This window comes from Bacillus sp. AY3-1, assembly GCF_008368785.1.
Lineage (GTDB): Bacteria > Bacillota > Bacilli > Bacillales > Bacillaceae_G > Bacillus_A > Bacillus_A wiedmannii.
This window is the reverse complement of sequence record NZ_QORZ01000017.1, coordinates 319,230-333,414: the sequence shown is the minus strand read 5'-3', so window position 1 is coordinate 333,414 and position 14,185 is coordinate 319,230. Positions and strand designations below refer to the sequence as shown.

At 36.7% G+C, this 14,185-nt stretch carries 15 protein-coding genes and 2 other annotated features (1 of these 17 running past the window's edge); of the genes, 12 read left to right on the top strand and 3 right to left on the bottom strand.

What is annotated here, in order from left to right:
* Position 1 precedes the first annotated feature (1 nt).
* From DN389_RS17295 to DN389_RS17245, 10 genes are all read left to right on the top strand, one after another.
* Entirely contained in the window at positions 2-1,135 is a 1,134-nt protein-coding gene (locus DN389_RS17295; RefSeq protein WP_046956311.1) for a bifunctional cystathionine gamma-lyase/homocysteine desulfhydrase, read from the top strand.
* A 260-nt stretch (positions 1,136-1,395) separates the two neighbouring features.
* Positions 1,396-3,999 carry a bifunctional acetaldehyde-CoA/alcohol dehydrogenase gene (gene adhE / locus DN389_RS17290; RefSeq protein ID WP_098189880.1) on the top strand — a complete coding sequence of 868 codons (2,604 nt, stop codon included), beginning with the start codon at positions 1,396-1,398 and terminating at the stop codon, positions 3,997-3,999.
* A gap of 126 nt (positions 4,000-4,125) precedes the next feature.
* Positions 4,126-4,353, top strand: a complete 228-nt coding sequence (locus DN389_RS17285) for a YrhC family protein (protein ID WP_000661457.1) — start codon at positions 4,126-4,128, stop codon at positions 4,351-4,353.
* A gap of 155 nt (positions 4,354-4,508) precedes the next feature.
* Entirely contained in the window at positions 4,509-5,456 is a 948-nt protein-coding gene (locus DN389_RS17275) for an ABC transporter substrate-binding protein (protein ID WP_098189881.1), read from the top strand.
* 5 nt (positions 5,457-5,461) lie between these two features.
* Positions 5,462-6,490 carry a FecCD family ABC transporter permease gene (locus DN389_RS17270; protein WP_060488239.1) on the top strand — a complete coding sequence of 343 codons (1,029 nt, stop codon included), beginning with the start codon at positions 5,462-5,464 and terminating at the stop codon, positions 6,488-6,490.
* Complete coding sequence (locus DN389_RS17265) at positions 6,477-7,295, top strand: ABC transporter ATP-binding protein (protein ID WP_098189882.1); 819 nt, start codon at positions 6,477-6,479, stop codon at positions 7,293-7,295. The genes DN389_RS17270 and DN389_RS17265 overlap by 14 nt, the downstream gene beginning before the upstream one ends.
* A complete protein-coding gene (locus tag DN389_RS17260; RefSeq protein WP_033662762.1) occupies positions 7,262-7,657 on the top strand; it encodes an ankyrin repeat domain-containing protein in 396 nt (131 codons plus the stop codon). Before DN389_RS17265 ends, DN389_RS17260 begins: the two co-directional genes overlap by 34 nt.
* A gap of 310 nt (positions 7,658-7,967) precedes the next feature.
* On the top strand, positions 7,968-8,474 hold the full coding sequence (locus DN389_RS17255; RefSeq protein WP_000469127.1) for a GNAT family N-acetyltransferase: 507 nt from the start codon (positions 7,968-7,970) through the stop codon (positions 8,472-8,474).
* A gap of 56 nt (positions 8,475-8,530) precedes the next feature.
* Entirely contained in the window at positions 8,531-8,989 is a 459-nt protein-coding gene (locus tag DN389_RS17250) for a GNAT family N-acetyltransferase (protein ID WP_097857936.1), read from the top strand.
* A gap of 109 nt (positions 8,990-9,098) precedes the next feature.
* Complete coding sequence (locus tag DN389_RS17245) at positions 9,099-9,476, top strand: hotdog family protein (RefSeq protein WP_001101451.1); 378 nt, start codon at positions 9,099-9,101, stop codon at positions 9,474-9,476.
* Positions 9,477-9,509: 33 nt separating this feature from the next.
* Here the strand turns inward: DN389_RS17245 and DN389_RS17240 are convergent, their stop codons facing one another.
* On the bottom strand, positions 9,510-10,055 hold the full coding sequence (locus DN389_RS17240; RefSeq protein ID WP_001020697.1) for a helix-turn-helix domain-containing protein: 546 nt from the start codon (positions 10,053-10,055) through the stop codon (positions 9,510-9,512).
* A 156-nt stretch (positions 10,056-10,211) separates the two neighbouring features.
* Here DN389_RS17240 and DN389_RS17235 point away from each other — a divergent pair, with 156 nt between their 5' ends.
* Together DN389_RS17235 and DN389_RS17230 are read left to right on the top strand one after the other, a co-directional pair.
* Positions 10,212-10,616 (top strand): DoxX family protein, encoded by a 405-nt coding sequence (locus DN389_RS17235; protein ID WP_001071550.1) that lies wholly within the window; start codon positions 10,212-10,214, stop codon positions 10,614-10,616.
* Between the two features lie 21 nt (positions 10,617-10,637).
* Positions 10,638-11,495: a VOC family protein gene (locus DN389_RS17230; protein ID WP_098189883.1), complete on the top strand. Its 858-nt coding sequence runs from the start codon at positions 10,638-10,640 to the stop codon at positions 11,493-11,495.
* A gap of 17 nt (positions 11,496-11,512) precedes the next feature.
* On the opposite strand, the gene DN389_RS17225 is transcribed toward DN389_RS17230, so the two are convergent.
* Positions 11,513-11,827 (bottom strand): 4a-hydroxytetrahydrobiopterin dehydratase, encoded by a 315-nt coding sequence (locus tag DN389_RS17225; RefSeq protein WP_046957588.1) that lies wholly within the window; start codon positions 11,825-11,827, stop codon positions 11,513-11,515.
* Complete coding sequence (locus tag DN389_RS17220) at positions 11,808-13,562, bottom strand: aromatic amino acid hydroxylase (RefSeq protein WP_149237391.1); 1,755 nt, start codon at positions 13,560-13,562, stop codon at positions 11,808-11,810. Before DN389_RS17220 ends, DN389_RS17225 begins: the two co-directional genes overlap by 20 nt.
* Before the next feature lie 162 nt (positions 13,563-13,724).
* Positions 13,725-13,952, bottom strand: a binding site (T-box leader).
* Positions 13,953-14,002: 50 nt separating this feature from the next.
* Positions 14,003-14,185, bottom strand: a binding site (T-box leader); it runs 47 nt beyond the window's last position.

Genomic DNA, 14,185 nt, shown 5'->3' with positions numbered 1-14,185 from the left:
AATGAGAGCAAAGACAAAGTTAATTCATGGTATTCGCATAGGAGAACCTTCAACTGGATCTGTAAATGTACCGATTTATCAAACAAGTACGTACAAACAAGAAGCAGTTGGTAAGCATCAAGGATATGAATATTCACGTACAGGCAACCCAACACGTGCAGCTTTAGAAGAAATGATTGCAGTATTAGAAAACGGTCATGCTGGTTTTGCATTTGGTTCAGGAATGGCTGCTATTACAGCTACAATTATGTTGTTCTCAAAAGGTGACCACGTTATTTTAACAGATGATGTGTATGGTGGAACGTACCGCGTTATCACGAAAGTATTAAATCGCTTCGGTATTGAGCATACATTTGTAGATACAACAAACCTAGAGGAAGTTGTAGAAGCGATTCGTCCAAATACGAAAGCGATTTATGTGGAAACACCAACGAACCCATTACTGAAAATTACTGATATTAAGAAAATATCTACTCTTGCTAAAGAGAAAGATTTATTAACAATTATCGATAACACATTCATGACGCCATATTGGCAGTCGCCGATTACTTTAGGAGCAGACATTGTACTTCATAGTGCAACGAAATATTTAGGAGGTCATAGTGACGTAGTTGCAGGCCTAGTAGTTGTAAATAGCCCGCAATTAGCAGAAGACCTTCACTTTGTACAAAACTCAACAGGAGGCATTCTTGGCCCACAAGATAGCTTCTTACTACTTCGTGGTTTAAAAACATTAGGAATTCGAATGGAAGAGCATGAAACGAATTCACGTGCAATTGCTGAGTTTTTAAATAACCATCCAAAAGTAAATAAAGTATATTACCCAGGTCTTGCATCACATCAAAACCATGAACTAGCGACAGAACAAGCAAATGGATTTGGTGCTATTATCTCATTTGATGTAGATAGTGAAGAAACATTAAATAAAGTACTAGAGAACTTACAATATTTTACACTTGCTGAAAGTTTAGGGGCAGTAGAAAGTTTAATTTCTATCCCATCTCAAATGACACATGCATCAATCCCAGCAGATCGTCGTAAAGAGCTAGGAATTACAGATACATTAATTCGTATTTCTGTCGGTATTGAAGACGGTGAAGATTTAATTGAAGATCTAGCACAAGCGTTAGCATAATAAAAATGCACTGCTCATATAGGCAGTGCATTTTTATTACATCTATTTTGTGAAAAACTTCACAAAATAGACATACACAAATGAAATCATTTCATGTATATTAAGTTCATGAAGTGTTACTCACGAACAAACTTGTGAAATATTTCACAAACAATTAGGTTCATGTAGGAAAGCAACTCTATTTTTTTTGCGCTAATCGGGACTCATTATGACCTATAGGGTCTTATTTAGTCCATGATAGCAGAATAGGAGGAATTTACATGGTAGTCAAAGAGAAAGTTGTAAATGAAATGCAGGAAGTAAAAGAGATGATTGATACGTTAGTGAATAACGGTCGAAAGGCTTTACAAGCATTAGAAAGTTTTACACAAGAGCAAATTGACAACATTGTTCATGAAATGGCATTAGCAGGTGTGGATCAACATATGCCACTTGCAAAGTTGGCTGTTGAAGAAACAGGTCGTGGTGTATATGAAGATAAATGCATTAAAAATATTTTTGCTACTGAATATATTTGGCATAGCATAAAGAAAGATAAAACAGTAGGGATTATTCACGAAGATCCTCATGAAGAAATAATAGAAATTGCGGAACCTGTCGGAGTAGTAGCTGGGGTAACGCCAGTAACGAATCCAACGTCGACAACAATGTTTAAAGCATTAATCGCGATGAAAACGAGAAATCCAATTATTTTCGCATTTCATCCTTCAGCACAAAACTGTTCCATTGCAGCGGCGAAAACAGTATATGATGCAGCGGTGAAGGCCGGGGCACCAAAACATTGTATTCAGTGGATTGAAAGACCTTCTGTCGAAGCAACGAAACAATTAATGAACCATGAAGGTGTTGCGCTTGTTTTGGCAACTGGAGGAGCAGGTATGGTGAAATCAGCTTATTCTACTGGAAAACCAGCGCTAGGTGTAGGTCCTGGTAATGTACCATGCTATATAGAGAAATCAGCGCATATAAAACGAGCTGTTAATGATTTAATTTTATCAAAAACATTTGATAACGGTATGATTTGTGCATCAGAACAAGCAATCATTGTAGACAAGGAAATTTATGATGATGTGAAAACAGAAATGATTGCAAACAATTGTTACTTTGTAACAGAAGAAGAGAGAAGAAAATTAGAAAAGCTTGTTATTAATGAAAATACATGTGCAGTAAATAGTGATATTGTAGGGAAATCAGCACAGTACATCGCCGCATTAGTTGGAATTACTGTGCCTGAAAATACAAAAATGCTTGTAGCTGAAATACAAGGTATCGGAGGAGCATATCCACTATCTCGTGAGAAACTGAGTCCAGTATTAGCTTGTGTAAAAGCAAATTCACTAGAAGAGGGACTTACATATTGCGAAGACATGTTAGACCTTGGTGGTTTAGGACATTCAGCAGTCATTCATTCTACAAATAAAGAAGTACAAAAACAATTTGGATTACGTATGAAAGCTTGCCGTCTTATTGTAAACGCCCCTTCATCACAAGGTGGAATCGGTGACATATATAATGGATTTATTCCATCACTTACGCTCGGTTGCGGCTCGTATGGGAAAAACTCAGTTTCTCAAAACGTAACAGCGACGCATTTATTAAATATAAAAAGGTTGGCAAATAGAAAAAAGAATATGCAGTGGTTCAAATTACCACCAAAAATTTATTTTGAAAAACATGCGACAGCATATTTAGCGAATATGCCTAACATTTCACGTGCATTTATTGTAACGGATCCAGGAATGGTTGAGCACGGATATGTAGATACGGTTACGCATTATTTACGTAAACATGCAAATGATGTAAAAGTCGAAGTTTTCTTTGAGGTCGAGCCAGATCCATCAGATGAAACTGTGTTTAAAGGTGCGGAAATGATGAGAAGTTTTAAGCCAGATGTAATTATCGCACTTGGTGGTGGTTCAGCTATGGATGCAGCGAAAGGGATGTGGCTTTTCTATGAGCACCCAGAAACAACATTCTATGGAATTAAACAGAAGTTTTTAGATATAAGAAAACGTACATGTGAATATCCGGAATTAGGAAGTAAGGCGCAGTTTGTTGCCATTCCAACAACATCAGGAACAGGATCAGAAGTGACACCATTTGCGGTTATTACAGATAAGAAAAATAATATAAAGTATCCGCTCGCGGATTATGAATTAACACCAGATGTAGCAATTGTTGATCCACAGTTTGTAATGACAGTACCACCACATGTAACAGCAGACACTGGTATGGACGTATTAACGCATGCAATCGAGGCGTATGTGTCTGTTCTAGCAAATGACTATACAGATGGATTAGCATTAAAGGCCATTGATCTCGTATTTAAATATTTACCAAGAGCATTTAAAGATGGAAATGACGAAGAAGCACGAGAAAAAATGCATAATGCTTCTGCAATTGCAGGGATGGCATTTGCAAATGCTTTCTTAGGTATTAATCACAGCTTAGCACATAAAATTGGACCGGAATTTCATATTCCGCATGGGCGTGCGAATGCAATTCTTATGCCGCACGTAGTTCGCTATAATGCTATTAAGCCAAGAAAACACGCATTGTTCCCAAAATATGAGCACTTTGTGGCTGATGAACGTTATGCACATATTGCGAGAATGCTCGGGCTTCCAGCAGGCTCGACAGCAGAAGGTGTGGAATCCCTCGTCCAAGCAATTATTGAGCTTGGAAAAAGCTTAAATATAAATATGAGTATTGCAGGACAAGGAGTTGCTAAAGACCAATTTGAAGAGGTTGTTGGATTATTAGCAGAAAGAGCTTTTGAAGATCAATGTACAACAGCTAATCCGAAATTACCTCTCATTTCAGAGTTGAAAGAAATTTATATGGAAGCATATAAAGGGGAGTAATGGGTATGAAAGAGTCGCAATAAAGCGGCTCTTTTTCATTTGGAAAACATCTCCCAGAATGGCTGTATTTACTGGTCTTTAAGTTTAATAGAATATGATACAGTGAAATAGAGGAGTGAGAATATAATGAAAGAATTACAAGGAAAAATAGAAGATTATACTCGGTTCGGACAAATCCTTCTCGCTGTAAGTACATTGTTAATGGTTGGCTTATTGATTCCGAATGGAGCAAAAGAAGCAATACAATCTTTTGTTATGATGGGGAGTACCGTTATATTTTTAAGTTTATCATTCTTTTTCTTTCAGCGTGTGAAAATGATGCGAGAACAGTTAGAGGGAAACGAATGTGAGTAATATTATGAAATAGAGCACTACGAAAAGAACGAATCTTTTTGTAGTGCTTTTTGTTTTTGTAAAAAATGTATGCGGTTTATATTGACAATGATAATCCTTATCAATTAAAGTAGAATAGTAGTTAATGATTATCATTATCAGTTAGAGGTGGAAGAATGAAAAAATCTATTACGCTATTCACAGCGTTTTTATCTATTTTTTTCTTGTTAATAGGTTGCAATGCAAAGGGAGACGAAAAAGCATCTGCAACAAAAACAGAAAAAGGAAAAGAGAAAATCGAAGTTACCGACCTATCAGGAAGAAAGGTAACATTCGATAAAGTGCCAGAGAGTTTTGCAACATTAAGTATGGGGGACATGAATATTATTCATGCTTTAGGCGGAAAAATAGTAGGTCGTCCGGATGCAAAAATAACTCTTCCAGAGGATTTAAAGAAAGTACAAGTAATCGGGAATGCACATCAACCGAATTTTGAGCAAATCGCTAGTTTAAAACCGGATGTACTTATTGCTAACAATGGGTTTCAAAAGAATGTTCCAACGGTTGAAGGACAAGGAACGAAAGTAATGATTTCTTCTGCGAATTCTGTACAAGATATTCAAAAGAATATTGAACTATATGGAACGATAATGAAGAAAGAAGATAAAGCAAAAGAACTTAATCAAAAAATTAATGATCAAATGAAGACATATGAGAAACAGAGTGATGTGAAAGCACTGTTAGTATACGGAGCACCAGGTACTTATTTAGCAGCATTACCAACATCTTTATCAGGTAATATTTTAGAAAAAACAGGCGGAAAAAATATTGCAGCTGATTTTCCGGAAATGAAGGAATATCCGCAATATGCGCAGCTAAGTGTAGAACGTATTATTGAGGTAAATCCAGATGTGATTTATTTAATTACACATGGAGATCCAAATAGCGTTAAAAAAGCATTTGAAGGCGAAATGATGAAAAATGAAGCGTGGAAAAATTTAGATGCAGTAAAACAAAATCGTGTAGTTATTTTGCCACCAGACTTATTTGGATCAAATCCTGGAACAAAAGTTACAGAAGCAATGGACTTTATGTATAAAAGTATACAAGATGTAAGGAAATGATACGTATGGAAAGTAGTGAAGTAGTAAGGGAAAAGGAACATCCTTTTGCGAAAAAAAGATGGATAATAGCAGTTACTTTAGTTGTATTAACGATTCTAGGTCTTTTTTACGGTCTTTTCGCAGGAAGCCTATCCTTTTCTTTACGAGAAATTCTAACAGGGATAGAAGATGAAGGTTCGACGGTTCATCGAATTGTATGGGACCTTCGTATACCGAGAGTGCTCGTTGGATTTATAGTAGGAACATGTTTAGCAGCATCTGGTGCACTGCTGCAAGGGGTTATGAGAAATCCTCTTGCAGACCCTGGTATTATCGGGGTTTCATCTGGAGCAGGCCTTGTAGCAATTGTAATTATGATTTTATTCCCTCAGCATATGGCATTTTTACCGCTCGGGGCGTTTATAGGAGCTTTCATAACGGCGATGGTCATTTATGCTTTATCATGGCAAAAAGGGGCGCCGCCTTCAAGGATTGTCTTAGTAGGTGTATCAATCAATGCATTAATTGGTGCAGCGACGTCAGCGTTAATGTTATTACATAGTGACAAAGTACAATCGGTGTTACCCTGGTTAGCAGGTGGCATTGGTGGTGTAAGTTGGGCACATTTAAACATGATTATTTATTATGCACTATTCGCTATTATATTAGCCTTCTTTGGTATAAAGCATATTCGAGTATTAATGCTTGGAGATGAAATGGCGAAATTATTAGGTCATAACGTGGAGAGAAGCCGGTTTTATTTAATAGTAGTAAGTACACTATTAGCTGGAATTGCAGTTAGTGTTTCTGGTCTTATTGGATTTGTCGGTCTTGTTGTACCACATATGTTACGTTTATTAGTTGGAAATGACTATAAATATTTACTGCCATTATCATGCCTTGGTGGAGGGATATTACTTGTTTTCGCGGATGCGATAGCTCGAAGTTGGTTCGATCCAATTGAATTGCCTGTCGGTATTTTATTATCCTTCTTAGGCGGTCCGTTCTTCTTATATTTAATTCATAGAGGGGGGAAACAGCGTGATTTCCGTTAATAAAGTGTTTTACGCACATTCTGAAAGATTTCAAATGCAAAATATGAATGTACATATTAAAGCTGGAGAGGTCGTTAGTTTAATTGGACCGAATGGGTCGGGGAAATCTACTTTGCTTCGTTTAATGGCAAGACTACTTAAACAAAGCGAAGGGGATATCATTTTAGATGGAAAAAGTATTCATACGATGAAAAGTGCCGATGTAGCGAAGCAATTAGCGATGTTACCACAAATGCATGATCATCAATTAGATTTAACAGTGAAAGAATTAATCGAATTTGGAAGGGGACCTCATAAATCATGGAGAGGTCGCTTAAATAAAGACGATGAAGAAATTGTTGATTGGGCATTGTCTGTTACAAATCTTGAAGGGTATGAATATCGTCTTTTACAATCTTTATCAGGAGGAGAAAGACAACGTGCCTGGATTGCAATGACGCTAGCACAACGTACAAATGTCTTATTATTAGATGAGCCAACAACCTTTTTAGATATCGTTCATCAGTTGGAAGTAATGGAACTTGTGAAACGGTTAAACGAGGAGTTTGGCATGACAATTGTAATGGTTTTACATGATATTAACCAAGCGGCTCAATATAGTGATCGTTTACTCGTATTAAAGCGAGGGCAGCTTCAGTATGACGGTATACCAGAAGAAGTGTTATGTTATGAAATGTTTCAACGTGTGTTCGGCATAGAGGTAGATATTTTTCAAGGAAGTGACAAGCCATTTTTCACACCAAAACGAATTTCTAAAAAAGGAGGAGCAAGATGCGAACAGAAGAATGTATTACCACTGAGTTAGTAAGAGAATTTGTTATGGCAGCTCACGGAGATTTAGAAAAAGTACAAGAACTGTTGGCTGAATCGCCAAGCTTACTTCATGCCTCTTACAATTGGGGCGGATCAGATTGGGAAAGTGCGTTAGGAGCGGCGGCACATGTAGGTCGTAAAGATATTGCTCTCTATTTATTAGAAAAGGGTGCTCGAATGGACATTTTCGCGGCCGCGATGCTTGGAGAATTAGAAGTTGTACAAGCTATTTTAGTAGCACAACCAGAGGCATTGTGTGCATCGGGTCCACATGGTATTTCTCTTCTTCAACATGCACGAATGGGTGGAGAAAAAGCACAGCGTGTATTGGAGTACTTAACGGCGCTCTCTTAATGACCGCAAAGGTTCTTATGTGCGGTAAACTTTTCACTTTCATATAATTGAAAAGTTTACCGCCCGTTAGAACGGGATAAGTATCTAGTATATTTGAAAATCCTACACCCCCCTCAATTGTAGTTTTCTTTATGCTAGTTATGATATGGATGCAGTAGACAATATTTGTCTACTGCCTTTTTTAGATTATTGAGGGATTGAATATTCTGTATTTTATTCTTGGTTCATTTATAATAGATAGTAACATTTTAGTATACATACAAAACATGATCGTGTAGTTAAGTACAAATTCGTGGGAAGGAGTGCAGAGATGTTTCATACAGATCGTTTACAAATTCGCAAATATACAATGGATGATTTGCAGTTCTATGCTTCGCTATGGGGAAATGAGAAGGTAATGCGCTATATTGGAAATGGGACGTTAAAAACATATATGCAATGTAAAAAAAGTTTGGAGGAGTGGGTGATTCCTAGCTATAAAAACGGTCTTGGTTTATTTGTATTGATTGAAAAGGAAACGGGAATACGAATTGGTCATGCAGGGTTAGTAAAGCAGCAGATAGATGGAAAAGAAGAAATTGAAATTGGTTATTGGTTATTACCTCAGTATTGGGGAAAAGGGTATGCGAAAGAAGCAGCGGCAGCATTTCGAGACTATGGTTTCCAAGCGTTACGAATGAATAAATTAATTTCTCTTATTAATCCGGATCACCCCGCCTCAATCTTTGTTGCTAGAAAAACAGGGCTTAGTTATGAGAAAACAACTTCATTTCATGGGATGGACGTTCTTGTTTATTCCATTAAACGCGTTGGATGAAAAAAGGTAAATTGCATCTTTTGAAGAATGGTATATAAAAATAAAGGGGGGATTACATGTATATTTATCATAATGGCCTTATTATTCGTGAGGGAACGAATGGTGTGCCAGCATATGCAATTAAAACTTTATTCGAAGATGCTGGTTGGAGTAATGATGATATCCCTTCTTGGCAAATTGAAAAATTCACGATAGCATTTGAAAATTCAACATGGGCATTCACAATTTGGGATGAAGAAGAGATGATTGCGATGGTTAGAGTCATTTCTGATGGAATCATGATCGCGAACATAGTAAATTTAGTTGTGAAATGTGAATATAGAGGGAAGGGATTAGGTAAGAAACTTGTCGCTCTTTGTTTGCAAAAGTTGCCACATGGAGACTGGTTTGCACATACATCTGCGAATAATTTTGATTTTTATAGAAGTTGTGGTTTTGAGGTGAGAGAGTTATCGAGAAATGGAACATGTGCGTACTACGGGTATCAAGTAGCAAAAAAAGATGGGCACCGATAAAAGTAAGATAGTGTAGAAAAAGGATCGCTATTTTAATAATATAAACTGAACTGAGACTCATTTTATGATAAAATAAAAGAAAATTCTGTTTATTAAACGGGGGATAAAAATGAATGTAAAAGTTGGGGATGTATTTAAATACGAAAGAAGATTTACTGAGGAAGAGGTTTTTGAATTTGCAAATATTACAGGAGATAAAGGTAGGCATCATATGGAATATGATGAAAAAGGACGTTTAATGGTTCATGGTTTATTAACTGCTAGTATTGGAACGAAAGTAGGAGAAGAATTACATTACATAGCAAGAGAATTAGTAAGTGAGTTTATTAGACCGGTTTTTACAGGAGATACGATCACTTGTGAATTAACTTTAACAAATATTGAACAGATGGAAGGATATAAAAAGGTTTCAATCGAGTCAGTTTATCGCAATCAACATGAAAAGACTGTACTAGTTGGGACAAGTTATGGCGTTATAAGGGGATAAAAAAGAAGCCTGATTTACAGGCTTCTTTTTTATTTAATAAACACGTTTTCGATTTTCTGCATGACTAGAGATGAGTAATAATGCAGTTTCTTCCCCTATATTACGAACGATATGAGGAACACATGCATTCCAGGAGAAAGAATCACCTTCTTCTACTATTGCAATATCTTCTCCATGTTGAACTTCTAGTTTTCCGCGTAATACAAGGTGACATTCTTCCCCTTCATGGGCATTTGGTATATTTTCTTTCGGAAACCCAGCAGGAATTTCCACGAGGTTTAGGCGGAGGCCACCTTGCTCTGCAACATGTTCAATTCTTTGTTCATCTTTTCCGTATACACTGTATTTACGCTCTACCTTTTTGACAACTTTCAACCGATCTTTTTGTTCTAATAATAAATAGGGAAGGGGAACGTTTAAAAAATTGGAGATTGTTTCTAAAGTTGAGATAGATGGTGATGTTTTATTATTTTCAACCTGACTCATAAATCCTTTAGAAAGACCTGTTCCCTCACAAATTTGTGCGATTGTTATGCCTCTACGTTGACGAATTTCACGTATTGCAGAACCAATATTCATAAAATCAAGCTCCTTTTTGTAAACAACTATTTGTATCATAGCAAAAAAAATATATTTTTTCCCAGTGAAAATGAATTGACGAATAAAAAAAATTAGTGTATGTTTTGTAATGTAAATAAAAGTTTTGTATAAGAAAACTATAAAGGAGAGAATGAAATGAATCAACATATCGGTAACTTAATTATTCGTATCGTGTTAGGGGTAACATTCTTTATGCACGGTTTAACAAAATTCCAATCGGGGATTGACAATATTGCAGGGTGGTTTACAAGCATTGGTTTACCAGGAGGTCTTGCATACGGTGTAGCAACAGCGGAAGTAGTTGGTGGTATATTGTTAATTCTAGGTTTAGGTGTTAGATATATTGGATTATTATTTGCACTTGTAATGGTTGGAGCAATTGTAAAAGTAAAATGGTCAGCTGGTTTATTAGGAGATGGAAAAAATCCTGGCTTCGAATTAGAACTTGCATTGTTAGCAATGGGTGCGTACTTATTTGTTGCGAAAGCAGACGGTTTTGTAGATAATTTCTTAAAAGAGAAAATGTCAAAGAAGAACTAAATTAAATGGGGGGCTAACAAGATGAGTTTTCAACTTCATCCCGATACAACACTTGATGTTGTTCATTTATATGTATCAAATATAAAGAAATCACTAGAGTTTTATACAGAAGTACTAAGTATGAAAGTACTAAAAGAAGATGAAATGGTCGTTACATTTGGGAATGAAAATAACGAACCACTCCTTATCATTGAAGAAAAGAAAGAAGCTTTACCAAAGCAAAGAGGGAGAACGGGGTTATATCATTACGCAATTTTACTACCAAGTAGACAGGATTTAGCGAGTATTCTTCGTCATCTTGTAGAAATGGTATATCCACTGCACGGCGGAGCCGACCATTACTTTAGTGAGGCCCTTTATTTAGCTGATCCAGATGGAAACGGGATTGAAATTTATCATGATCGCCAAAAAGAAGTTTGGCGTGATGAGAATGGAGAACTACCATTTGTTAGTAACCCGTTAGCTGGTGAAGAATTATTGCAGCAAGGAATTGCGTGGAATGGTTTTCCAGCTGGTACTGTGATGGGGCATATTCATTTCCATGTAGCTGACTTGGAAGAAGCGAAACGTTTCTATGTGGATGGTCTTGGTTTTGAAGTAACAATCCCAGCTCGTAATGGCGCGTTGTTCGTATCGGCAGGTGGCTATCATCACCATATCGGTTTAAATACGTGGCAAGGTGAAGGAATACCGCCGCAAATGCCAAATTCTGTTGGCTTGAAATATTTCACAATTGTACTAGCAGATGAAAAACAAAAAGAGCAAGTATGTGAAAGCTTAAAAAATATTGGCAAGATTGCTACGTACAAAGATGGAATATTACAAGCCCAGGATCCATTTGGACATTGTATCCATTTCAAAATTAAAGGAGAAGCCTAAAAAAGGCTTCTCTTTTTTTACTTTCTTATAATTGCTTTTTCGTTTTGTAAAAATAGTTCATCAAACTGCTTTGCAAGCTCAAAATCTAGTTTCGTTAAACCTTTTGCATTCCAAGATGACAAAGTAATAATGACTGCTTTATACTGGATAAGGATAAATGGGTGGTGATTACGTTCTTCTGATAGTTTGGCGGCTTCAGAGACAAATTCGACTCCTTTTAAGTAGTCGGAAAACATATATTTTCGTTCAATCCATTTTTCATCTTTTATCATCCATTTATCCACCTTTAATAATTCCCCTTGAACTTCTTCTTCAGTTAATCGTAGCATCATTTTTCACATCCTTTACATGCAGTAGTGCAAGACCATTGTTAATAAGGCGTGTTACAGCTTCGTCAGTTGTGAAAATAGAAAGTTGTTGTAATAATGCTGCTGATATTTCGTGTCCTTTGTTATGCTCTAAAAGTAATTCTAATATTTCAAGGCGAAGCAGCCATTCTTTCGGATAAAATTTATTTAATACCTCTTGAATTGCTACTAATTGATCGACATGTGCGTCGTGTAAAATACCTCCACCTCGAATATCACGAACTGTTTGATACATACGATCCAGCTCAGTTAATGTAAGAGGTGCTGGAGTTTCCTCTGTTTCTTCATCAATTGGGAAAAATGATGCTGCATCTGCTGCTCCTGGGAATACTGAAATGATTTGTGAGCCAACAGCCATATCAAATGCGCCCCATGAAGCATCAAATAATACGCGGGCGTTATAAGTAACTGTGCAATCGATAAAGGAAATAAGAGCAATTTTCTTATCATTTTTTATAATATCTGTTACTTTTCCTTTTACATGAATACCACTTGCAAAAGTAAACTCAGCAATATTTCCAATTGTAATTCCTAATGATTGTAGTTGTTCATCTGTACAATTTTCTAATGCAATATTTTCAGTGAGTAATCCAATTGGTGTTCCAAAGCCGTCACTGTGTATAGATGTAGAATGATTCGCTAGTTGTTTATTATGAATTGCTAATGCAGTTGGTGAATTTGTTCGCATGTAAATCACTTTACCTGCATCGTTTTCAATTGTCTCGCTGAATGTACCTGTAATCTGTAATCCACTAGTTAGTTCAGCAGTTGCATAGTTTTCAGAGCGAATCGCTTTTTCTAAACCTTCTTTTCCACCTGTTTTAAAGGCCATCGTTTCAGCAAATGTCTCAAGTGCTTCAGTCAGCTCTTCAAATGATTCACAAACAAATAGTTGTGGTTGCATTTTTGTTACGTCATAAGTTGTACCTGTACATGCCTCGATAGAGAATGGAACCTTTTCTACAGCGTCTGTTAAGCAATGTTTGCTTTCGCCAACAGAAGAAAGGAGACCAGCACCATATATTTTTGGAGCATCTATATTTCCGATTAACCCATATTCTACTGTCCACCAGAAAAGACGTGAAATTTGTTCAGCTTCTGATAAACCAGAAACTAATTTTTGTTTTTCAATTACAGTATTTTCAGCAGCGGCAACTTCGTCAGGAGTAGAAGTAGGGCTTTCTTTTACGATTGTTAATGTACGAACAGCTTCAAAAGCATCATGTTCTTCTTTTGTAGAGAAAGCTTTCGCACCAATTTGTCCAAAGCGTTTCACATACTTAGCATATGTAGGATCCAGTAAAATAGGTGCGTGTCCTGCTGCTTCGTGTACGATATCTGGAGCTGGTGTATACTCGATATTTTCTACTTTGCGAATATCTGTTGCGATTGGTAGTAATCCGTGTCCTTGGAAATCAAAGAATGCTACGCCGGGAATAAGTCCATCAATTGTTACAGCTCCCCATCCGCTTGGTGCTAAACAGTCATTCATTTCTTCTACCTTTGGAATTGCATCTATATTTATACCAGATGATTGTAGTCCGTTCACATAGGCTGGATGAGCAACGTCTTTTAAGAAACTATGATTTTGTCTCATAATGTAACGCCAAACAGCGTGATTCACCGGTGTATATTGATCATAATGCTGCGTGGATACGAATGGTTTTAAATGCGATGGAATTTCTGTTTTCTTTGTCATTTAGACATCCTCCTTGTTTTCTATAAAGTTGAATATTGGTTGGGTATAGCTGGAACCACCACCTTTCAAAATTGTAAGCGCTTATAAAATTTTATCATAAGATTCGGAATTATTTAACATTTGTTTCTGTGAGAAATAGAAAAAGCCCCTATCGGAAAATCCGATAGGGGCGAAAGAATCGCGGTACCACCCTATTTGTAAGTGAAAACATACTTACATCTCAATTAATGATAACGGAAAAACTCCGTCTTTTCCTTCATGCGTACAAGCACTACGAAAAAGAAGCTCCAGAATTGTAATTCATACTTATATATGTGCTAATTTCCACCGACCATTAGCTCTCTGTAACAGGGATATAAGATATTACTGCGATTCTTTCAACGCGTATATATGAAATTGTGCAAAGGGACGGACGCAAAAAAGCCCCTATCGGAAAATCCGATAGGGACGATAAAAATCGCGGTACCACCCTAATTGTAAACAGAAAAATTGTTTACCACTCACTTTAAGATAACGGAAAGATCCGTCTTTCTCTTCATGCATTATGTGCACTACGGGAAAGAAGCTCCAGAATTGTAATTCACGCTTGTATATGTACTGATTCGCACCAACCATCAGTTCTC

Coding starts and splice junctions, on each gene's coding strand:
- DN389_RS17255 (WP_000469127.1), top strand. CDS start 7,968: ATGTTTCATACAGATCGTTTACAAATTCGCAAATATACAATGGATGAT.
- DN389_RS17225 (WP_046957588.1), bottom strand. CDS start 11,827: ATGATGCTACGATTAACTGAAGAAGAAGTTCAAGGGGAATTATTAAAG.
- DN389_RS17230 (WP_098189883.1), top strand. CDS start 10,638: ATGAGTTTTCAACTTCATCCCGATACAACACTTGATGTTGTTCATTTA.
- DN389_RS17285 (WP_000661457.1), top strand. CDS start 4,126: ATGAAAGAATTACAAGGAAAAATAGAAGATTATACTCGGTTCGGACAA.
- DN389_RS17235 (WP_001071550.1), top strand. CDS start 10,212: ATGAATCAACATATCGGTAACTTAATTATTCGTATCGTGTTAGGGGTA.
- DN389_RS17245 (WP_001101451.1), top strand. CDS start 9,099: ATGAATGTAAAAGTTGGGGATGTATTTAAATACGAAAGAAGATTTACT.
- DN389_RS17295 (WP_046956311.1), top strand. CDS start 2: ATGAGAGCAAAGACAAAGTTAATTCATGGTATTCGCATAGGAGAACCT.
- DN389_RS17220 (WP_149237391.1), bottom strand. CDS start 13,562: ATGACAAAGAAAACAGAAATTCCATCGCATTTAAAACCATTCGTATCC.
- DN389_RS17270 (WP_060488239.1), top strand. CDS start 5,462: ATGGAAAGTAGTGAAGTAGTAAGGGAAAAGGAACATCCTTTTGCGAAA.
- adhE (WP_098189880.1), top strand. CDS start 1,396: ATGGTAGTCAAAGAGAAAGTTGTAAATGAAATGCAGGAAGTAAAAGAG.
- DN389_RS17260 (WP_033662762.1), top strand. CDS start 7,262: ATGCGAACAGAAGAATGTATTACCACTGAGTTAGTAAGAGAATTTGTT.
- DN389_RS17240 (WP_001020697.1), bottom strand. CDS start 10,055: ATGAATATTGGTTCTGCAATACGTGAAATTCGTCAACGTAGAGGCATA.
- DN389_RS17250 (WP_097857936.1), top strand. CDS start 8,531: ATGTATATTTATCATAATGGCCTTATTATTCGTGAGGGAACGAATGGT.
- DN389_RS17275 (WP_098189881.1), top strand. CDS start 4,509: ATGAAAAAATCTATTACGCTATTCACAGCGTTTTTATCTATTTTTTTC.